The 24,281-nt window shown below is 35.9% G+C and carries 8 protein-coding genes; 3 read left to right on the forward strand and 5 right to left on the reverse strand.

What is annotated here, in order from left to right:
- Window positions 1-146 precede the first annotated feature (146 nt).
- On the reverse strand, window positions 147-5,945 hold the full coding sequence (locus ACTB0X_RS15735; protein WP_463025986.1) for a fibronectin type III domain-containing protein: 5,799 nt from the start codon (window positions 5,943-5,945) through the stop codon (window positions 147-149).
- A 238-nt stretch (window positions 5,946-6,183) separates the two neighbouring features.
- A complete protein-coding gene (locus ACTB0X_RS15740; protein WP_463025987.1) occupies window positions 6,184-12,138 on the reverse strand; it encodes a fibronectin type III domain-containing protein in 5,955 nt (1,984 codons plus the stop codon).
- 282 nt (window positions 12,139-12,420) lie between these two features.
- Here ACTB0X_RS15740 and ACTB0X_RS15745 point away from each other — a divergent pair, with 282 nt between their 5' ends.
- The gene (locus ACTB0X_RS15745; protein ID WP_463025988.1) at window positions 12,421-12,927 is read left to right on the forward strand and encodes a hypothetical protein; all 507 of its coding nucleotides are present in this window, start codon (window positions 12,421-12,423) and stop codon (window positions 12,925-12,927) included.
- Window positions 12,928-12,932: 5 nt separating this feature from the next.
- Here the strand turns inward: ACTB0X_RS15745 and ACTB0X_RS15750 are convergent, their stop codons facing one another.
- The 3 genes from ACTB0X_RS15750 to ACTB0X_RS15760 all read right to left on the reverse strand — a co-directional run bounded on the left by ACTB0X_RS15750 (window position 12,933) and on the right by ACTB0X_RS15760 (window position 20,152).
- Window positions 12,933-15,047, reverse strand: a complete 2,115-nt coding sequence (locus ACTB0X_RS15750) for an Ig-like domain-containing protein (RefSeq protein ID WP_463025989.1) — start codon at window positions 15,045-15,047, stop codon at window positions 12,933-12,935.
- A gap of 72 nt (window positions 15,048-15,119) precedes the next feature.
- Window positions 15,120-16,133 (reverse strand): PorP/SprF family type IX secretion system membrane protein, encoded by a 1,014-nt coding sequence (locus ACTB0X_RS15755; protein ID WP_463025990.1) that lies wholly within the window; start codon window positions 16,131-16,133, stop codon window positions 15,120-15,122.
- Entirely contained in the window at window positions 16,133-20,152 is a 4,020-nt protein-coding gene (locus ACTB0X_RS15760; RefSeq protein ID WP_463025991.1) for a DUF7948 domain-containing protein, read from the reverse strand. The genes ACTB0X_RS15755 and ACTB0X_RS15760 overlap by 1 nt, the downstream gene beginning before the upstream one ends.
- Window positions 20,153-20,301: 149 nt before the next feature.
- Here ACTB0X_RS15760 and ACTB0X_RS15765 point away from each other — a divergent pair, with 149 nt between their 5' ends.
- Together ACTB0X_RS15765 and ACTB0X_RS15770 are read left to right on the forward strand one after the other, a co-directional pair.
- Window positions 20,302-22,572 carry an efflux RND transporter permease subunit gene (locus ACTB0X_RS15765; protein WP_463025992.1) on the forward strand — a complete coding sequence of 757 codons (2,271 nt, stop codon included), beginning with the start codon at window positions 20,302-20,304 and terminating at the stop codon, window positions 22,570-22,572.
- Between the two features lie 419 nt (window positions 22,573-22,991).
- Window positions 22,992-23,564 carry an REP-associated tyrosine transposase gene (locus ACTB0X_RS15770; protein ID WP_463025993.1) on the forward strand — a complete coding sequence of 191 codons (573 nt, stop codon included), beginning with the start codon at window positions 22,992-22,994 and terminating at the stop codon, window positions 23,562-23,564.
- Window positions 23,565-24,281: the final 717 nt, after the last annotated feature.

Below are 24,281 nucleotides of genomic sequence, written 5' to 3' on the forward strand. Positions count from 1 at the left end.
GTTGATAACTTTTACCATTTAATATATTTTTAGTATGTAGCTGCCTTTTTAAAATTATAAGGATTTAAGCTTGTCGGTTTTTATCCATTAAAAAAGCCCTTCCTGCGTTTGCAGGAAGGGCTTTTAATTTAAAGTTAAATCTAACCTTAATCGATAATCAGTTTTTCAACTTTCACGCCGTTTTTATTACTCAATTTCACAAAGTAAATACCTTTCTCAACATTAATGTTGATGTCTTTACTTAGAGAACCGTTAATAATTAGGTTTTCGTTGTAGACTACTTGACCTTGAATGTTAACTATTTCTAACATAGAGTTAGGAGCCGTTACATTCTCAATTTGCAGTTTAAACTGACCATTGTTTGGATTAGGATAGAACTGAATAGAAGAAGTATTCTCATCAGCATCTTTCAATCCAATAATTGTTATACAAGACGTCGTGTCTATGTCAGAGAAACGCATTGGGAAGATTTGGTATCCGTGCAAGTAAGGGTTAGAGTTGTCAAATTGACCACCAATACCTCTTAATGAACAAATCGTATCTCCTGCCACAAGCGCTCTACCTGCAACTAGTAAACTATCGTTTACATCAGTGTCACCATCTACTCTAATGGTTAACGTGTCTGTACCATTGGCAGCAGTCATGTTGTATGAATTACTAGTACTGCTAGGGGTGATTACTACAAAGTCTCTGATTTCAATTAATTGAGATTCTGTCGCCTCACTTAATGTACTCACTAATGTATGAGCAGGAAGTGAAGTTCCTGTAGCAATGATTCTGATAGAATCTGGGAATAATTCAGTCAAGCCATTGAATTGCTGAATCTCACCTCTCAACATGATAGAATCACCTTCAGTTACCACATAATTGCTCACATCGGCAAAGTTGTAGATATTCATTCCTTCAGGATTAGCACCTGATTGATCAATGATTGTGAATGAAATACCTGTATTACCATCCAAGTCAACACCGGCAACTGTTCCAGAAATCCAACAGAAAACACCTAATGAATCAGCAATACCTGTTGTTGCATCTTCAGTGTTAACAGTTCCGATAGGGTAGTATGGGAGTGTGGCCACTGGTGGTGCTTTGTCGTAAATCTTCACATTGTCAAATGCGAATCCTTCCGCGAAAACAAAACCATCAGAAATAAACAATACTCTAATTTGAACAGATGGTAAACCACCCATTCCATCAATAGCATGTTTAGCAGTGATCCATCCTTGACTTCCGTTTGTAGCATCACCGGTCCAAGATTGACCTGTTGGGTCAACAGCTGCAACAGCATCTGCCGTATCGTTGTACCAGTTCACAGTATCACCTTGGGCACCAACGGTACTCCAAGTTACACCCTGATCGCTAGAAGCTTGAATTAATGCTCCATCCCATTGGAATTCGATATCATAAAATATATCTAATTCTAAGTATGGGTTAGGGACTGAGGTAAAGTCGAAACAAGGACTATTTACAAATGCAAACTCAGAAGCTACATAGTCGCCTGTTAAATTAGTTACCCAAGCTTGCGTTCCATTTGCTGCAGTATTAATTAACGTTCCTGCAGGAGCACCTAATGCCCATGAAGAATTAACTCCACCTGCAATCCATCCACCATTGCTAGTTTCAAAACTTTCAGCATAAGGGAAAGAGCTAACTGCTAATAAGCTAATAACCGATTTACTTAACGAATCATTTGAGTTATCATAGTCATTTGTTAATGAAGTGTAAGCATCAATTGCATATGTGCCATTTGCATTCAAATTAGCAGTAGTGGTGAAGATGTAGTTTGCTGAAGCATTAGGAGCAATAGTGCCTGTATATGTTTCAGGAGTAATGGCAACACCATTAACCGAGTAACCAACAGAGAAATTGCTTTGTGCTGCAGAGCCTAAATTTGTAATTGTCATTTCAACAGTGCTAGTAGCACTTAATCCACATCCACTATTAGGATTAACAATTGCTGTAACAGCAAGGTTATCTGCGGGAGTCTCTTTGATTGTAACATCATCTATACCCATATCACCATAAAACTGCGTTCCTCCACCATCTTCAGCTCGGAATCTTAATCTAACTAGATTGGTATTATATGTGAAATTTGCTAATGTAAATCCAAATCTTTCCCATCCATTTGTACCATTTGAAATTATGGAAACAGTGTCCCAAGATGCACCGTCAAATGCTTCAATATATAATACATTTGATGGGCTGAATCCATTACACTGAGTGTAATAAAATTCAAAATATGGAGTCGTTAATGAGCTTATATCAACGTCAGGCAACTCTAAAACAACACCTGCATCAGGCACTGAAAAGTCCATAGCTGCGAAGCTACCACTGTTTCCTGTATGATCAACAGGAATTGCAGTACAGCTTTGAGTATTCCAACCAAAACCTGGTCCACCAAATACCCACGGTCCGCCAGAAACTGCAGATTGACTCCAGCATGTTGGAGTAGCAGAACCATCAAAGGTTTCTAAAAATGGAGCCGTAAATGGACTACATAAGGTAAGAAAGTTTCGAGGTCCTGTCCAAAGACTAGAATCAGCTGAACCACAAATAGACCTTACATAAAAATCATAAGATTTATTTCCTGCTAAACCTGAAATTGAAGCTGGATTTGTAGTTACTACTGACCTGTTTCCTGTTCCTAAAGTAAACCCAGCTGTATCGTATTCAATTTCCCATGAAGTTGCTGAATTGTTTTCTGTCCAATTCAATGTTGCACTTGAGGAAGTTATTGAAGTTACAGTTAAAGTTGTTGGAGCAAAGCATGATGGAGCTTCCTTAACAGAAATATCATCTATTGCAATATCTCCCCATTGTGCTCCCGTTCCTCTATAAGCTCTGAATCTTACTTTAATCACTCCAGTTACGGATGCTAAAGAAATTTGTCTTTTCAAAAATGGATCGGCTTGATTTGATTGCTGTTCTCCTTTAATGCTATCAACAACAGTATAATTTGTACCGTCAAAGACATCTACGAACAAATCACCCATTACCCCTCTACCATCACCAAACATGTGATAGTAAAATTCTATCATAGGAACAGTTAAGTTGGTCACATCAATACTTGGACTTATTAGATTTGCTTCATTGCCAGTAGCACCACTTGAAGCTTCAAAGTAGAAAAATCGATTCCCACTATTTGGAGCAATAGGACCCGTTCCTGAAGATGGAGTTGATCCTGGGCCACCCACATTCCAATCATTGGATGATGAAATAGCATTTGCCTCCCAACATTCAGTAGTTGTTATCGTGCCCGAATTAGCTGCATGAAGCTCTACGTCATCGGTGAAAGGAGCAGTGTAAATTCCACAAATAGTTTTGAATGTACTGCTACTTGCCCAATTACTAGTGTCATTGCTACCACAAATGGCTCTTACATAGTAATCATAACTCGTATTAGAAGTTAGTCCAGCTATTGTCATAAATGTATCAACATTTACAATGGTTGAAGTGCCTGAACCTAAAGTGTAACCTGTAGTTCCGTATTCAACTTCCCATTGAGTAGCAGTTCCATTTTCAATCCATGATACAACTGCAGAATCAGAACCAATAAGGCTTGCTGAATTTGCTGAAGGAGCAGGACATGCCGGCGGAATTCTAACTTGGAAGTTATCTATATATACATTGTAATCAGTATTGCTCGCTGTAGATGTCGCATAAAATCCAACTTTAATTAATCCTGTATAAGCTGATAAATTAATGAACACCGTTTCTCCTGTATTGGATGGAGGTGAGTTAACATCATACAATTTTACAACATTTGATGATGACCAAGTTGCCCCGTTATCAGTAGAAATAACCACTGATAGGGTGTCATCAGGCCCCATAACATCAATACCGCTACCTGTATAGTCTGTAAGACCTGCATCAAACTCTAAACGATAATTGTTAGGAGCTGTTCCCAAATCGATAGATGGAGACATTAACCATTCAAATCTTCCAGTAGAATAGATGTTCATTCTTGCGGAACCTGAAGTACCAACATTTAAGAATCCATCTGCAATCCAGAATGAACTCGTTGTAGAGGTAAAGGTTGTATTAGTAGTTAACTGGCCTTTTGCTTCTTCCCAACAATTAGGGATGTAAGATGCGAAATCCTGACTATATGGTGGTGTAAAAGGAGCACAAAAAGTAGTAAAACTATTTGGTCCTGTCCAAGTACTTGAATCACTTGAAGAGCAGATTGCCCGCACATACCATTGGTAAGTTGTTGCAGGCATTAAGCCACTCAAGGTATCTGGATTGGTTGAAGTAACAACAGATGCTCCTGTGCCCAAAGTGAAACCTGTTGGTCCATATTCAATTTCCCAACTTGTAGCTGTAGAATTGTTGGTCCAATTTAATACTGTAGAATCTGGACTTAAAACGTTAGCAGAAAGTGCAGATGCTGGAGGACAAGTTGCCGGAGTTGAGAAACTACCGTTTACCAATAAACTTGAATCGCCAACTGCACAGATAGCGCGAACAGCCCAGTCATAATTCGTCAATTGCGTCAATCCTGACAATGTTGTAGTGTCATTTGAAACAACAGCACTATTTCTTGCCGTACCTGCAGCGTAGCCTGCAGTATCCCATTCAATTAACCAAGAAGTAGCACTTGAATTGTCTTGCCAAGAAACTTCTGTTGAGTTAGCTTCATTTAATACAGTAGCTAAATTAGATGGCTTTGGGCAAGTAGGAGCTTCGATTATAGAAACATCATCTATCGCCATGTCACCATAAAATTGTGTTCCACCACCATCTTCAGCTCTAAATCTTAATTTAACTTGGTTGGTGTTAAATATAGCAGAACTTACAATAAATTCAAATTGTTCCCAACCTGTAGTTCCTTGTTGAATTTTAGTTACAATATTCCAGTTTGTTCCATCATATGATTCAATAAATAATTCATTTAAAGGAGAGTAGCCTTGTCCACACATTTGAAAGTAAAAACTAAGCATTGGGACATTTAAAGTCGAAACATCTACAGTTGGTAATTCTAATACCACACCTGCATCTGGTGTAGAGAAGTCTAATGCGGCAAAATTTCCACTATTACCTGTATGGTCGGCAGGAGTAGATGCTGCGCAACCTGAAGTGTTCCAACCAAATCCTGGAGTTCCAAATGTCCAACCAGTTCCTGCAGATTGGTATCTAGACCAGCAATTCGGAAGAGTTGTGTTATTAAAACTTTCTGTAAATGGGGCGCTTACTGGAGCACATGGCGTTGTAAATGTAGAAACGCTAGTAAATGTACTTGTATCACTAGGTCCACAAACTGCTCTTACATACCAATCATACGCAGTGACAGCAGTTAAGCCAGTTATGGTAGTAAATGTGTCTGTCAAAACTGTTACTGTATCACCGCCTACACCAAGTGTAAATCCAGCTGTTCCATAAATTACTTCCCATTGTGTGGCAGTTCCATTCTCCATCCAATTTAAAGATACACTACTCGCGCTTAACCCTGTTAAAGCAGAAGCCGTAGGTGCTACACAAGCAGGAATTGGAACATATTGAAGGGTAAATGCAGCAATGCTATCTGCGACTTCATTATTGGTCCATGCGGGATTGCATAAAGTTGCTGAAATATTAAAATTGTTAGTACCAATCGTTGCTATACTAGCCCCATAGGTATAACTTAAATTATAACTTGATCCATCAAGACCATCGCCATAATCATCATATGCTTTTAAGGTATAAACTTTACCTGTATCAGCACAAATAATAATGGTTTCTATTCCTGTACTTGCAGAATAGGTTCCGAAGCATGCAGAATCAACCGTTATTCCATCAGTTAAATTAATTAATCTCCAGCCATCCTCATCGGGATAACTGTCTCCAGAAAAATCAATACTCAAGGTCAGTTCAGACTGTCCTGGACCACATTGAGCTTGCAATTGTGGGTTAAAACTTAGAAAGGTGAAAAGACACCCAACTACATAAAATAATAATTTCCTCATAAATAAAAGTTTAATAAATAATTAGTTACAATTTAAAAAACCCATCTAGTCAGAACTCAGCAATAAAATCCTAGGGAAGGAATAACTTCAAATCTATTGTATTTTAAAGGATTTTCAAAATTATTAGGAAGTAATTGTTAATAACTTTAAAAATAATTCCGCAAAAAGTAGCGTGCTTAAAAAAAAAGCCCGTTTCGATAATTCGAAACGGGCTCGGTAAATGATTTATAATCTAACCTTAATCGATAATCAGTTTTTCAACTTTCACACCGTTTTTATTACTCAATTTCACGAAGTAAATACCTTTTTCAACATTGATATTGATGTCTTTACTTAGGGAACCGTTAATAATTAGGTTTTCGTTGTAGACTACTTGACCTTGAATGTTGACTATTTCTAACATAGAGTTAGGAGCCGTTACATTTTCAATTTTCAATTTAAATTGACCATTGTTAGGGTTAGGGTAGAAATTAATCGACGAAGCAGCTTGATTTACTTCGGTAATTCCTACACATACTGTAATCGTTACATTTACTGTATCAGTTCCTGTACATCCATTTCCATCAGTTACTATTACACTATAAGTAGTGTTGGCAGTAGTTGGTGTAATGGTTCTTGTTAATGCTCCAGTACTCCATACGTATGATGCAAAGTTACCTGCGTCAAGCATAAAGTTATTGGTATCACAAACAATAGTATCTGGTCCTAAACTTACAGAAGGAGCAAAAACAACATCTGTGTATCGCATTGGGAAAATTTGATATCCACTTAGGTATGGATTTGAATTATCAAATTGTCCACCAATTCCATTTACAGAACATAGTTTATCACCAACTGCGAAAGTCAAACTATCCAATACATCCGTATCAGAATCCACTCGCATTACAAAGTTATTTGTTCCATCTGTTAACCCGATATTAATCGAAGTTCCTGCAGGAACACTAGTAACTGTTAAATCTTCAATCCTGATTAATGCGGATTCTGTGGATTCATCAAGTGTGGTTACTACTGCCACACTAGGCAAAGATGCTCCAGTTGAGATGATAGAGATAGAATCAGGAAACAACTCAGTTAATCCATTAAATTGCTGGATTTCACCTCTAATCATAATTGAGTCACCTTCAGTTACCACATAATTGCTTACATCTGCAAAGTTATAAATGTTTATTCCTTCAGGATTAGTGCCTGATTGGTCAATAATCGTGAATGAAATACCTGCATTACCATCCAAATCAATACCTGCAACAGTACCAGAAGTCCAGCAGAATACACCTAAAGAATCGGCAATACCAGTATTCGCATCCTCAGTATTGATTGTTCCAACAGGGTAATAAGGAAGTGGACCTAATTTTACACTAATATTATCAAAAGAAAAACCATCAGAAGCCGTTGGGCTTGTAGCAGGGAAGTCGTCTTCTTGTCCAAAACGAATTTGGAAACTTGAAGAAACAGTTTGACCTGCTGCAGCTAATCTTGCGTCTATATCAATTGGACCTACGGAGTTATAAACACCTGCTGATCCTTTGTTTGCAAATAAGTCATAAATGCCTACCCATGTATCGGATTGGCTACCTCTAATCCAAACACTATCATTCGCATTATTTTCTTCACCATGATGTGCAAAATCAAATTCTAACTCTAAGTTTGATGCAGAACTATTAGCAGCCAAATTTAATGTCAGAATTAAATCATTTGCAATTACACCTGAACTAGTTATTGCGTCTAATGTAATTGCTCCAGTTCCTCCTGCCGCTAAAATTGCTGCTGAACCGAATCTCGCTCTACCGTTTGGATTGCTAGACAATAAATGCCAAGTATAATCAGGATTGCAAATAATATTTGCTGGGCCTGTAACAGTGTCATTTAAATTTTCCCAATCTTCAAAAAATGGAAGAGTAGTAGTAGTTGTAAGGGCACATGGTAAAAATGATGTTGTAAAGGTTGAAGAATTCGTCCAAGTACTAGTATCAGTGCTACTACAAATTGCTCTTACGTAATAGTCATAAGTTGTATTTGAATTTAATCCATTGATAATAGTAAAAGTATCAATGTTTACGATAATTGAAGAACCCGTTCCTACAGTATAACCACCAAGTCCATATTCAACTTCCCATTGTATTGCTGAGCCCGTTTCAACCCATGATACAAATGCTGAGTCAGATCCAATAAGGCTTGTTGCATTTACAATTGGTTCTGGACAAGTAGGTGGTACTCTAACATCAAAGCTTCCTATGTGGAAGTCATAATCTTCAAGATCATCAATAGGTCCATCAGTTGCATAAATACCAAATATATTATTTGCAGAAGTATAACTTGATAAATCAATACGATACTTTTGACCTAAAGTAGGTGGTTGGTTGTTTGCATCCCAAGTGTAAATACTTGTCCATGTTAAACCACCATCAGTGCTTATTACAACTTGAACAGAATCATCTGAACCCATATTGTCAGGAGCAGAAGTATTCCAATTGGTTACTGCTGCTTCAATTGCTAATTCATATGAACCATTTGATAAGTCAATCGTTGGTGAAACTAACCACTCAGTTCTTGAATTAGTGTACAAGTTGATTCTTGCACCACCACCATTTGCTGCGTTGTTAGCAAAGTCACCAACTCTCCAGTCACCTGCAGCTAAAGTTGCTGGTCCTGTAGTGAGGTCACCAGTTGATGCCTCTTCCCAGCAATTAGGAACAAATGTGTTGAAGTCTTCAGCATATGGTGCAGTATAAGGAGCACACAATGTAGTGAATGTAATTGGGCCAACCCAAGAGCTAGTGTCTGTTGAGCTACAGATAGCTCTAACATATGCATCATAAGTTGTATTAGATGACAAACTACCTAATGTTATACTATCAGAAACAACTACACTCTTTGCTCCATTACCTTGTGTATATCCTGTTACATCATACTCTAATTGCCACGATGTAGCAGTGTTGTTTTCAGTCCAGAATAAATCAACAGAATTAGATGTTAACTCTGAGGAAGATAAGCCTGAAACTCCCAAACATAAAGGTGGAGTGATTAAGGATACTGTAAGATCAACAGTAGTTCCGTATGAAACATTTCCACATGAAGGTGGATTTGCAGAAGAACCCCACTGTGCTCTTACTCTCATTCTATAGTTTCCAACTGTTGCTGTGGCTGGAACTGCTCCTGAAATAGTTTTTGAAGCAGCTGATGAGACTTGATATCCGATTAATTCCGTAACATCATCAAAGACTAAATCATTGTTCCAATCTACCCATACTTTAACACCATTAGAACCTCCAACATATGTTGTAGTGATGTCAAATGTTCCTGCAGCATAGCTAGTAAGTGTTTGAGCCGTTTCATCAGCATAAGATCCTGCAGGATTTGAGGTTGCTGTGTAAGAAACATTTGTGTTTGCTCCTGTACTAACTAATGAGGAGATATAATCGCCGGAGTTAGTTGTAGAGACCAAGCAGTAACCTGTAAAAAATGAATTGCCAACCAATGTACTTGAATCGGTAGAAGAACATAAAGCTCTTACATTCCAATCATAAGAAGTGTTGCTTGACAAGCCAGCTATTATAGCGAAAGTATCTGTAACAACAACAGTATTTCTTGCTGTTCCTGTAGCATAACCGATTGTATCGTATTCTACTCTCCAAGAAGTTGCTGTTCCATTTTCTATCCAACTAACTTCTGCAGATGTTGCAGACAAACTATTTGTTCCTGAATTCGCAGTTGGTGCAAGACAAGAAGGAGGAGTTGTAAATGAATTTCCAACGAAAATACTAGAATCTGTAACTGAGCATAATGCACTAACATTCCACTCATAGTCAGTATTCGCTGCAAGTCCTGTTAAAATTGCAAACGTATCTGTAACCACAACAGTGTTTCTTGCAGTTCCTGCAGCATAACCCAATGTATCGTATTCAACTCTCCAAGAGGTTGCTGTTGCTGTTTCAGTCCAGCTAATTTCTGCAGAAGTTGCTGTTAAAGAATTTGTTCCTGAATTTGCTATTGGTGCAGAACAAGAAGGTGCAGTTCTTAACTCAAATTTTCCAATATGAAAATCATAATCTTCACTGTCATTAATAGATCCATCAGTTGCCCAAATCGCTACAATGTTATTGTTTGTTGAATATCCTGCTAAGCTAATTCTATAGTCAAGTCCTGCAGTTGGAGGTTGATTGGAAACATTCCAAGTGTATAAAGTATCCCATGAAGTCATATTGTCTTCAGAGATCAATACCAAAACTTCATCATCAGACCCCATGTTATCAGCAGAAGACGAATTGTAATTTGTAACACCCGCACTGATTACTAATTCTAAAGGGGCTCCAGAAGTTAAGTCCAGCGTTGGAGAAATTATCCATTCTTTATCTACATTATCATACAAATTGATTGAAACACCTTTTCCATTTGCTGAAGCATTTAAAAAGTTGGCACTTTTCCAGTCTCCTGAACCAATGCTAGTAATGCCAGTATTAGGTGTTCCGTTTCCAGCTTCATTCCAGCAAGTGGGAACAAAAGTATTGAAATCTTCTACGAATGGCGCAGAGAATGCACCACATGAAGTAGTGAAAGATATTGGTCCTAACCATACACTAGTATCTGATGAACCGCATATAGCTCTTACGTATACATCATAGTCTGTCTGAGAAATCAATCCAGTTACGTTTACACTATCAGAAGCCACAACACTTTTGTTGCCTGTTCCAATAGGAAAGTTTACAGTATCATATTGTATTTGCCAGGAAGTAGCAGAACCACTTTCTGTCCAATTGAAGCTAGCGCTATTTGAAGTAATAGCAGATGCCATTAACCCGCTTGGTTTAGGGCATGAAGGAATGATCGTATAGTTAAAATCATCAATTCTAATATAGGTATAAGTAGAACCTAAATTGCTAGCGAAAACAATATATTGATCAGTACCATTATATCCGTTTGCTGTTGTAAATGGAATAATAACTTCTTCATATGAAGTTGTTGAACTGAATAAAACAGTATCAATTGGATTAAATGTTGCTGTTGGGTCTGGTGAAGCAACAGTACCAATTAGTAACGCATTTAAAAGGCTACTTGACCGAACGTAGAAAGAAATTTGCTTATTACCAACAATTAAGTCTGAAAATTGTGGGGTAGCTAAAATTAAGCTGTCACTTCCTGAAGTGGAAGCTCCGCTACTGTACATATTTATAGCGTTTACACCACTATATGGTGTGCTCGCTCTAACTTCAGCGTAGCTACCTGAGTTGGTTTTGTATGATGACCAACAACTAGGCGCCATATTGGTTGAAGAAGCTTCGAAATCGTTGAAATATGGAGCAGTAAATGGAGCACACAATGTTCTAAAAGTAGTTGGGCCAACCCAAGCACTAGAATCTGATGAACTACAAATAGCTCTAACATAAACATCATATGCTGTGTTACTTAATAATCCAGCAATAGTAATACTATCAGCTGTATAAACTGTTTTTGCACCTGTTCCAGCTGTATAGCCTGAAGTGCCAAGTTCCACTTGCCAACTAGTAGCCGTTCCACTTTCCATCCAATAAAAATCTGCTGATGTTGGTGTTAATTCAGCGATTGCTAATGCAGTTGGTTTTGGACAAGTGGCAAGAGGGTTAATTGCAAAATTATCTATGTATACATTGTAATCCGTATTCGAAACGGAAGATGCTGCATAAAAGCCAATTTTAACTTTTCCTGTATAGGGAGTCAAGTCGATTACAACATTTTCACCTGAATTCGAAGGTTGGTTGCCAGCTGTATATAATTTTAAAATATTAGCAGTAGTCCATGTGTCGCCGCTATCTAGTGAAATTACTACAGCTAAAGAGTCATCGGAACTCATTAGATCGCTTCCCGATCCAATATAATCAGTTAAGCCAGCATCGAATTCCAATTGATACGAAGAGGTTCCCGTTCCAAGATCGATTATTGGTGAAATTATCCACTCGTCGGCTGAGGTTCCATAAATATTAACACGTGCTGAACCCGAAGATCCAGAATTTAAGAAACCATCATTTGTCCAACTAGACGAAGTTCCTGTAAGTGTTTTTAGAATACTGAGTCTGCCTTGAGCCTCAGTCCAACATGTTGGAGGGTAAGATGAAAAGCCTTCGCTATAGGGCGAGACCTGTGTGCATTGTGCACTTGTTGATTGCGTGAGTCCAAAAAAAGCAAGGCCCATGAGCAATCCTGAGATAATTTTTTTTCTCATAATTACAAGGTTATAATGAATAATAGTTTACTAGTTCAAGTCAATAAAAAGGGGAGTTTTTATTAACAACCGTAAAACTAACAATTATTTAACTTCTTTTTCTTAATTTAACTAAGTTAATTTTAATAATTGTGCTGAATGATAATAAGTTAGTTATAGGAAGTTAGAGGTAGAGCGCCTACTGTAGGTATTTCACCTAGTTAATACATTATAAGACAAACCATGAATTATTAAATGAGAGTCATGTCTACTTTTGGTCATGACCACTTAAACTCATTATCTATGAAAAATATATTTAAAGCTTTTTTAGTTGTTACTTTTTTGATCATTTCTATGAACTCCTTTGCAACTAAACAAGAAACAGTTAAGTTTAAGGGAAAGATAGTTATTGCAGATAGCGATTTATCAAATGTAACAGTGAATTTATACAAGCGAAATGAAATAGTCAATACATTTGTAACCAACGCTTCAGGAGGTTTTGAGATGAAGATCGACTTAGGAAATAGTTATACTTTTGAAGTTATAAAAGAAGGGTATATCACTAAACGATTAGCTGTGAATGCTACTTCAAACAAAATAATTAAAAATAGGGTCGCTAATTTTGACTTTTTCTGCGAACTAATCCCATACAAAGACGGAGTAGATACCTCAGAGCTAGATTTTCCAATAACTATTATTGAGTTGAATGAGAAGAAAGGAGAATTTGAGTACGTAGCATCGTATACCAAATCAATGGCGAAAGAGCAAGAAAAGGTTATTGAGCAATTGTCTTTAAAGTTTGATTTCTAGATAGTTTAATTTTCTATTTGATACCTAAATTCAATACTTTTTATTTTCTCGAAATCGTTCGTAACAAAGTAAATAATAGACTTTCCTGTCTTACGATTTTCAGAAAATTCAAATTGAAGTTCTAATATGGTCGATTCATTTGGTCGAATGAGTTGAGTTGTTAGGTTACTTTTTAAATCTGCCCCTACGATCTTTATTAATTCAAGTTCTGCATTTCCTGTATTTTGGATGGTTAAGCTGTAATTCAAATTTTTAGATTTAATCTTTCCCAAATTAATAATCGGATTGGGTAATTTTAAGTTGGCTTTAGCTCTATCATTTTCTAGCTCATTATGAGCACCAACCAGTCCAACGATTTCAATTTTTCTTTGATAAATGGCATCTAAGCCATACACCTTGTCTTTCTTTACATCTAATCTATTTTCAGTGGAAACCAAATCGCCCATAGGGAGAGCTATAATCTTGAGACTGCCTTTACTTTGAGTGGAAGAGGTTGAGTAATTCAAATAGTTATATAAACTATTTATTCTTCGTTGACTCAATTTGAAGTTATATTCTGAATTTGCTAAAGAACTAGAGTATCCTCTTACGATTAAAGTTACATTCTCATTTTTATTTAATTTCTCTTGGATGAACTTTCTGGTTTCTTCCAACTGCATCTTACCTTGAGGTAGTATAAAATCGAAAAAGTCCAATAATTCATCTTCTGTATCCATAGCTGCCTCTTTTTTGAGACCTTTTAAATTATTGGAAACATAGGTGTTTTTTTTATTGATGTACTGATCTAGAAGTGTTGTGTATATGGCATTTGTCGTGGTGTCTGACTGATTTTTTTTAGGTAAATCATTATCAAAATATAACTTCAGCGGAAATAATGTATTGATAGTTTGATAAGTTTCTTCTTGCTTTGATTTAGTAGTATACATTTGTAAAGTAATAGCGTACAGATCATTACAGCAATTATCATTTTTAAATGTCATGGAGCCTGTTCTGTTTGATGTTAGGTAGGCAAAGTCGTCGTATATTCTATAATAAAGATCATTGGAGATTGAATTAATGGGTTGTAATAAATTTTCAGCAGCCGACTGATTCTTTAAATTTCCTTCACTTTTAAACACATCAAACCCTCCAAATCCTTTGTGCCAATTACTAGAAAAGTAGAGTGAATTATCGAAATAAAATGGATTGATTTCTTGATCTATTGAGTTTACTTCACTGCCAATGTTTACAGGGTCAACCCAGTCACTTTCTGAATATTTGGAAAACCATATATCCATTCCACCATGTCCTCCTTCTCTATTAGAACTAAATAGTAAATACTTATCTGATTTTATTTTAGCTATTGCGGGTTGAGTGTTATTTGTAAAAGGGAGGTTGATTTTGTCATTAAGTGGTTTAATTTCAGTTAATGATTCACCTAAAAGGACGCCAGTTTTAATTATGCATTGATGTAAGGTATCACAATCACTAAAATAAAGTAGCATGGATTCTTCATCATAGTATGGGTTTACAACATTGTGATGCGCATATTCCTTCGGTAGAATAATTATTCCATTTCTTATCCATTCATCCCCAGTTTTTTTTGCCCAAAATAATTTTGAATAGGCTATTGTTCCATCTTTTGTGCCGAAAGTATCTGTAGCAGCAAATATGGCTTGATTACTATTGATCTGTGCAAATGCAAAGTCTGCGTTGGTTGAATTTATGGTAGCTCCAAGATTAGTTAGTTCTCCTGTTTTTTTGGTGGAATAATTCAACTGAGCGAAATCACAAGATTTTATTTCTTGATTGATCTTTAGGTATTCAAAACTCTCTTTTTGCCTTCTGTATTTAGTCAGTGCACGTCTAAAAAAGCGCTTTGCATATCTGTAATTTGCAGTCTGTTTGTATGAATTGGCCAATAGAAGACTCGTTTCAGGGAATTTTCTATCACGGTCTGTTTTATAAATATGATTTAGTGGCTCAATGGCTTTTTCAAAATCATTTAATTCAATGTACGATTTGGCGAGTCTAAATTCAACTTCTATTTCATTTGGAAATGCATTTAAATAGTTTTCATAAAGATTTATAGCTGAATAGAAATCTTGTAAATTATATGCTTTGTTTGCTATTTGTAGCAATTGTTTTTTTGTTTGTGAAAACCCTGTCAAGTGAAAAATAAGTAGGGTGAAAAGGAAGACTTTTTTCATAAATTACATGAAATTAGGACATTTCGTTCCTCTTTTATAGGAAGGTTTGTAATTGGAAATCAAATGAATAATAGAAATCTCAAACCCTCCGTTTTTATTTGTTGCAGTATTTAAGTCAGAAGTATTAAAATCATAGCTTAAACCTAACGTTGTGCTCGCTACTTCAAATCCCACCGATACAAATGCCGCATCTTGATTTCTATAATAAATACCTGCGGTTAAAGCTTTTTTGGAATATTTTGTACGTTCTAGATAATACCTAAAATTGGTGCCTACAACCATTTCTTTAAATTCACCTTGTGTCATATAAAGTATTGTTGGCTGGATGTCTAGCATTTGATTCAATCCAAAATTGGAAGAGAAGTGGTAGGTATTTCTGCGTTTTAGAATAACACTATTTTTATCGAAAAATGAATTCTTCGGTGTTAAAATATTGTGCATGGCGTAACCAATCTTAATGGCATTTCTTGAGTTGATCACATAATTAAGATGCACTCCAAATGAGGGGTTGAAATGACCGTAGCTGTTTTGTGAAAAATTTTCTCCATTCACTAAGTTGGAGTTGAATGAATATCCATCGTATTGTTGATCAAATGACAATTGAGTAAAGTCTATTTTATATTGCTGAAAAGCCAATAAAGTTCCAAAACTTAGGGACAAACTTGAATCGTAATTTAAATTTTGACTATAATTTATACTCACTCCATAGTTGGACTTGTTGAGGTTTCCAGCTCCTGCTTTATCATTGTAAAATAAAAGGCCATAACTTATTTTTTTTACTCCAAATAGGGCGCGAGCTTCTCCAGAAAAAGAAAAGGTTTTGTATGGTTTTCCTACCGAACTCCATTGATTTCTATAATTGGCAATCAGCCGATAAGAAGAGTTAAAATTTCCCGTAAGTGAGGGGTTAAGGTTTAGAGGAGATTGATTGAACTGTGAGAAATGAAGATCTTGTGCACCAACAGAAATGGAGAAGAATAAGGATAAATATAAAAAGTAAATGGCCCTTTTTTTCATTATCGAATCAATGTTACATCACCTTTTAAGAAATATTCTTGACCACTATAGCATTTTGCCTTTAATTGAAATACATAAACACCTTCTTGGGCTGATTTTCCTTTATAATTGCCATTCCATCCCACTGATAAGTCATTCGATTCAAATACCAACTCTCCCCATCTATTAAAAACTTGAAAGTTAAAGGTCTCAATCAAATCACCTCTTACATAGAGAACATCATTGCTGAAGTCGTTATTTGGAGTGAATGCCGTAGGTACAAAAATATGTGGGGCCATGCATTCATCATCATATACATTTATGCGCAGCCGTCCTTTGTAGGAGCATCCAGAAGCTTCATCAAACACAAACAATTGGTATAACGTGTCAGAATTGGCAATAGTTCTAGTAATTGGAGAGTTAGGTGATTCCACTAGTTTCTCAGGCGTCCATTGGTAGTTAAAACTTTCTTTTTTAAGATCAGATTCTAAGAAAATAGCTTTGCCTAAAGGCACACTATCACTTATTGTAAATGGAAATAATTCATCCACCAAAGGAGCTGATACCTTGACATAAATAGAATCATTAAAATGACAACCTAATTTGTCAGAAACATCTAAATAATAGGTGATATTGTTCTTGGTATTGGTCAATATTTTATTGGAGTTGGTATTTCCTAGAATATTGGTGTTTGGGGACCAATTGTAAATTAAATTCGAAGAACTGTTCCCAATATTTGCCTCAATTAGTATTGTATCATTGTTACACTTATTTAGGGAGTCTAAAAGTTCGATATTTAAAATTGGCACATTCACCATAAATGATACTGTAGTATCGCAATAATCGTTTGAAATGGAAACGTAGTATCTTTTAGGTGTATCGATGTTCCTTAATTGGAGAGACTTTGAACTTGATACTGTATCTGTGAATTTATTATCAGTTGACCAAATAAATCGATTGGCTGTATTGTAATCGTTTATTCGAAGCAATAAGTCCTTTCCACTGCATGCTGATGTGTCATTAATCGGATCCATTTTAATGGATTGATACACTTCAATTTTTTTAGTTGAAGTCAATTGGGTGTTGCATAAAGCATTTATCGTCTTTAATTTAATCGTATAAATGCCTGCATTGTTAAAGGTAAAAGACGGACTGAAATTATTGCTAAACAATTGATTGTTATATGTCCAAACTAAAGAATCATAGTTGCTGCTTAGGTTACTGAAATTTACGCTAAGAGGAGAGCAACCTGATGTATCACTAATTGTGAAATTATTGTTTATGATTTTATTCGTCACCAAGATTGAATCGAAAATGCTACATCCAGGGCCTTTTACTTCAATGTAATACATTTGTTGAGTTGCAGTCCATGATTTGATCGAATATATTCCTGAAGCATTTAGTCGATCTGTAAAAGATCTATCATCACTCCAAATAATGTCTAATACGGTTCCTCCCAAATTTGGGATCAGCGTAATGCTGTCATTGGAACAAAGAACAGTGTCTCTCAATTTAGCAAGTGTGAGATCAGCATTGAATACTTTAATTTCTTTAATAAGTGTGTCAGATGTGCCGCAAATTGAATCTCCTACAACTAATTTGATCGAATAGACGCCGGGTTGAGAAAAGGTTTTACTTACTTTTTTATTTATAGAATCCAAAACCCCATTGCCTAAATCCCAATAGAAGTAGTTGATATTTTTACTGGTATTCACCAATTCAATAGTAGCAGGTGCACAAATGCTGTCTTTTTCAAGAAATACGCGGGCTTCAGGATTAACTTCTAAGGATACTTTGAAAAGCGCATTATTACAAAATGAAGAGCCGTTGGTTGGATAATAAGCGTTTTTTACGGGGAAGTTACTATTGCCACCGCAGCCAGCACAAACAGATTGATATATGATTCCGTTTTGATCAAATCGACTAGTACCACCATCTACATGTTCACCCGATGGTGCAACACCACCAAAGAATGAACCGAAAATTAGGCTATCCACGTCTTTTCTGAGTACCATGAAATAGAAATTAGAGCCATGTGTAGTTGATTTAAATGCATCCGATGTTATTGGCATAGATGAACTTAAAGATTGGGAAAGTGAAAACCCCGGGTAGGTTCCATTTCTAGTTCCCCAACCACTGAAGAAAATATTTTGACAGCGATCAACTAAAAAAGCAGTCGGAGCAATATCAATTCTGCCTGTTCCCGCATTGCTGCCGACTGTGGTAGAAAAAATATTAGTCGTTAAATTTGAATCTAATTTAATGATGTATTGACCGGCTCCAACATTAACATAATTTGAATTGAATACCGGAAAATTTCCACCAAAACTATGTCCAAAGGCGTACACATCATCATACTTGTCAATATCTATGAAGAAGGTTTGATCGTAATCATTGGTGCCAATAAAAGTAGAATTGAGCAATGAAGAACCATCAGAAGATAAATTACTCACAAAACCGTCGGTAACTCCACCATTATAAGTTGGACTAAAACTATTAGTAGTGCTGGGAAAGTTGGTACTTTTAGTTCCACCTGCGATGTATATATTGCCTATGCTGTTAATTCGTACAGTGTAACCAACATCATTTTCAGCGCCACCAAGATATGTACTCCAAAATAATGTGTTTAAATCAGGGGAGAATTTTGCCACAACAGCATCTTGTTTTCCGTTTAAGGTGCTAGAAAATGCATTAGTAGAGGTAGGAAAATCTGTGGAATAGGTAGAACTGACTATAAATACATTATCAAAAGGGTCAATGTTTATTTCTCCTCGGGCTTGATCTCCGTAACCGTAAAGTAATCGATTGGAATAATCAAAACCGTTATTATTGGAGAAAAGGTTTAATCCATCATTTTCAGAACCACCCAAGTAGGTGGCTGAAAGAAATTGGTCGCCATTGGCTGATATTTTAGCAATAAATATATCAGATCCATTTCCAAAATAGTTTAAAGCAGAAACGGAGGTGCCACCATTAAATGTTGTGTCGTATGATTGAGGGGTTGTAGGCAGGTTTGTGGAGCTTGTCGTTCCAAAGAAAAGCAATTCATCAGCAGAGTTTACCACCATGCTGTGTACCATCTCAGTATTTGAACCTCCGAAATAGGTAGTGTAAATTAGCTGGCTACCGTCACTCGAATACTTTGAAATAGCAACATCTACAGATCCTCCTGCAAAGGTATCTTGAGCCATATTAGCAGTGGTTGGGTAGCCATTTCCAAATACAACTCCTCCAGTGTAGCCATTGCCATATTTATCATATGTAGCAGACATTCCAAAGTTGTTCGATGTAGAGCCAGAGAATGTAGAAAAAATTAAATCTGGATCAATAATCAACTCTTTTGATTGATCATAGCCCTCTGGAAATGAAAAAGTAACTATACTATCTTTGATTTCGAAATGGCAACTCACTTCTTGTTTAACCCCATTGATAAGTTGATACGCAAAAGGCTTGACTTCCACTAATTGACCAACATTGTGTGTAATGATTAAATGACCCTCTGAAAGATAAATTTCTTTGTGTCCGACATATTTCGTTTTTATTTGAGAAGGGTCTACGTTTGGATCAACCAGGAAATCATATTTATAACCAACCTCGGCAGATTGGTATACTTTCAGATCAATGCCTTTGTATAAATCGGTATACAAAACAGTTTCAAAACTCTTTGCACCTGAGCCCCAATTTTTGGGATCATTTCCAATGTAATAATTATACAAAGGAGCTTGTTCTCCTGAAGATGTTACGTCAGTAGAAATATTAGCACCCAAAAAGGTCGTTTTGATAACTGATTCTTTTATTTCTTCTAAGTGATCGTAATTTTCTTCAATAGCTTCGTGGGCATGGTTTGCTTTCCCTGTAAAATAATAAGTAAATCCGGTTTGTTCAAGGAATAAACCTCCAGAAGGAATATTTGCTTTATAAAATACATTATCTGGCCATTGTCCTTTGTTTTGAATAAAAGGCGTGCCTTGAGCAGTGCTATTTTGAGTTAGCAGGCCAAGAAATAAAAATAAAAAAGTATGTAGTATTTTATTTATCACAGCAGAGTTTATAGACTATCTGTAAATTTAAGGATAATTGACAGATGATAATCAACTTTTGAGACGGATAGTATTTAGCAAAGTTGCATGAACAAATTTTGCACTATGCAGTTATAAACAACTAACTTTGGAATGATCTAATTTTTAGAATGAACGATAAATATAAAAAATTCAGTATCACAGCTTTGGCGATGGTGCTGTTGGTTACTATTTTTAGTGCCAATCAAGCGATACAATTAAAATTTGATTACGATTTTGAAAAGTTTTTCCCTCAGGAAGACGACGATCTTGATTTTTTTAAGGAATATCGATCTACTTTTGAAAACGACAATGATTTTGTGCTTTTTGCTTTAAAAAGCGAAAATGGAATATTTAATCAAGTATTTCTTAAAAAGGTAATAGATTTCACCGATTCACTTAAAAAGTTACCACATGTTCGTGAAGTCATTTCTCCCATTGAAGCCCAATACCCTAAAATCGATTTCTCATCAATCGGTGAGTTTCAACAGCCCTATTTTCATGTTGATCAGCCTGAAAAATATTTAGAAGATTCGTTGTTTATTTTAACCTCAAACGACCCAATTTCTAGCGTTGTAGAGTTGGAAAAGGGGGTAGTTGTTATCGTTTTAAAGAATAAGGAACTCATCAATAAGGAAGATTCCGATGAATTAAGTAAAGCAATCACAATCCTAGTTGATCAAACTGATTTTAAGCAAATTTATGTGATTGGAAAAATTTTAGGACAGCAGATCTACATTGATATCATGAAGGTAGAGTTTGCAACCTTTATGGGTATTTCAATTATTATTCTCATTATCTTTTTAATCATTGCGTATCGTTCCTTCTGGGGAATTCTAATCCCGATGACTACCGTATTGCTTTCGGTGGTTTTGAGTTTAGGAATTATGCAATTATTCGGAAGGCCATTGAATATGATGACGACTTTACTTCCAGTGATTATGCTGGTTGTTGGGATGAGTGATGTGGTGCATTTGGTAGCAAAATATTTGGAAGAAATCCGTTTAGGCAGATCCAAATTAGATGCGATAAAAAACATGCTAAAGAATGTTGGTTTGGCAACTTTACTAACTTCAATTACAACTGCGTTGGGATTTGTTACCCTCATTTTTGTCAACATGGAACCAGTCAAAGATTTTGGGATTTTTACTGCTGTTGGCGTCATGTGCGCATTCGTGGTGGCTATCGTCTTTATTCCTGCTATTTTCTATTTAGTTAAAGTTCCAACGGTGGTGGACACCAATCAATCAAATTCGGGATGGGATCATTTCTTGCGAAAGTTCTTTTTATGGCTATTGTATCATAGAAAGGCTGTATTGGGAAGTTATATTGTTATTGCTGTTCTATCAATTGTTGGGATGTCATTGATAAAATTTGATTATTTCTTAATGCAAGAATTGGGAGAAAATGATCCTTTAGCAGAAGAGATGCGATTTTTTGAGGACAATTTTGAAGGAATTCGACCTTTTGAAATGGCGATAGTTACTAAGAGGCAGGGGAGTAGTGTGTATGATTTCGAAGTGATGCATGAAATCAATAAAATGGAAGATTATTTGACAGAACATTATCAAGTAGGTCAAATGATTAGTCCCACTACGCCATTTAAATATATCAACCGTGCCATGCGAAGCGGGAAACCTGAGTTTTATACCTTTCCTGATAAAGAGAAGCGGTATGACTATATTTCAGATATGCTTCAAGATATGGGAATGCAGGCCCAATTGAAAGAGATCATTTCTGAGGATGGGAAAATGGCGAGACTAAGTGGCCGAATGGTAGATCCTGGAAGTCGAGAAGTGCTTTTTCGAAATGATACGTTACAACGATTTTATGAAACTCAAATTGACACCACCTTAATCGACTATAAATTAACTGGAACGCCAGTCATTATCGATAAAAGTAGTCGATATTTAGCGATGAATGTTTTGTCTGGATTAGGGATCGCCTTTTTACTGATCGCTGTTATCATGTCTATCTTATTTAAATCCATTAAGATGGGATTAATTTCTCTGATACCTAATTTATACCCTATTTTAATGGTAGCAGGAATCATTGGTTTTTTTGGCGTTGATTTAAACATTACCACATCTATTGTTTTTACGGTAGCTTTTGGAATTGCAGTAGATGATACCATTCATTTCCTGAGTAGATATGCTCAAGAAATAAAGAAAGGAAAGAGCAATCTGTATGCGATAAAACGAACTTATTTGTCCACAGGAAAAGCGATTTTAATTACTTCAATCATTTTGTTGGGAGGGTTTTGTAGTTTAATTTTTTCCAGTTTTATGAGTACGTTTTACATTGGAGTTTTTGTGAGTTTGACCTTGTTATTTGCCGTGATTACAGACATGATGCTGTTGCCATTGGTGCTGATGTTGTTAAATAAGGATAAGGTAAAGTAGACGTGTTTTAACATTCAAATTTGTAAAGAATAGGTACAGGGTTGGATTTAGCAAAACCCAATGTAGTGGTGTTTGTATTATCTAAATCTATTCGAAAGAGGTATCGTTCGCGCGGACTTGTAGTCCGTGAAAATAAGCGTGAAAGAGGAGAGGACTTGTAGTCCGTTTAAAGAAACTATGCAGATTTAGATGAGATAATTCTATTTGTAGTTTCAAGTAGAAATTGGAAGTTTTTAAGTTAACGTATTACAATGCGGACTGTAAGTCCTCAAAAGAGTACACACGGACTTGTAGTCCGTGAAAATAAGCGTGAAAGAGAAGAGGACTTTTAGTCCGTATTGAAATTATATAAAACAGCGAATTGATAAATTACTTCTGTTAGACAGTATCGATGATGATATATTTATTATTTTAGTTGTATGTCAACTAAGTATAAAGTTAATGATAACGCTAAACCCTACTATATTACAACAACAATTGTAGGGTGGATAGATGTTTTTACAAGAGAGATACAGAAAGAACGATTGGTGGAATCTTTGAAATATTGTCAAGAAAATAAAGGGTTGGTTATTTATGCTTGGTGTTTAATGTCTAATCATCTTCATATAATCTGTCAGAGTTCAGATGAAGAAGTTCCATTGTCAGACATCATTAGAGATTTTAAAAGATTTACGAGCAAGCAGATAGTTTTGACAATAGAAGAAGAGCCTGAAAGTCGAAGAGAATGGATGCTTGATTTTTTTAAAAAGTCTTGTGAGAAGTTGAAACGTAATCAGAAATACAAAGTTTGGCAAACAGGTTTCCACGCTGAAGAAATACGTACTCAAAAGTTTCTAGAACAAAAGTTAGGCTACATTCATAATAATCCGGTTAAAGCACGAGTTGTTGAGTTCCCTGAACATTATATTTATTCAAGCGCAAGAAATTATGCAGATATGGAAAGTGTATTGAAAGTTGTAATATTGAGTAGGGGTTGGAAGTTTTTAAGTTAACGTATTACACTGCGGACTGTAAGTCCTCAAAAGAGTACACACGGACTACAAGTCCGCGCAAACGGAAAAATAGTAAAAGACACTGAGGTAACAAGCTATGATACGGAAAATAAGTAAAATTACATTTATTGGTATTTCTATAATACTCGTTTTCTATTTTTTATATGTAAAATCAGTTTTTAGAGTAGAGTACGAATTTAATGCTGATTTACCGAACAGTTCCGTTGTGATTCGTATAGAAAATGCTTGGACATGGATACCACGTTTAAGGCAATGGAATGGTGATAGAAATATGGTTTATGTATTAAGTATAGATAAAAGTGAATTTCCGGGCTTTATATCTAGCATAGAGAATTGTTTAGAATGTACTGATAAAACTATTACAAAAGGGCAAATGTTTTCCATTTTTCCTGTTAAGTACGTAGATGTTCAGCAGGTTAATATTCTGGAGGTCAGGTTTGATAAAATTATTTTTGAATACTCATTAAATTATAATTAGGCTAAATTATGGTAATGTTTTGGCATGGAGTATTATGACAAACCATGTTCATTTAGTTTCAACCGTTAGCGCGGACTTGTAGTCCGTGAAAATAAGCATGATATAGGAGAGGACTTTTAGTCCGTTTAAAGAAACTATGCAGATTTAGATGAGATAATTCCAATTGTAGTTTCAAGTAGAAATTGGAAGTTTTTAAGTTAACGTATTACAATGCGGAC

Source organism: Acidiluteibacter sp. (genome assembly GCF_055129545.1).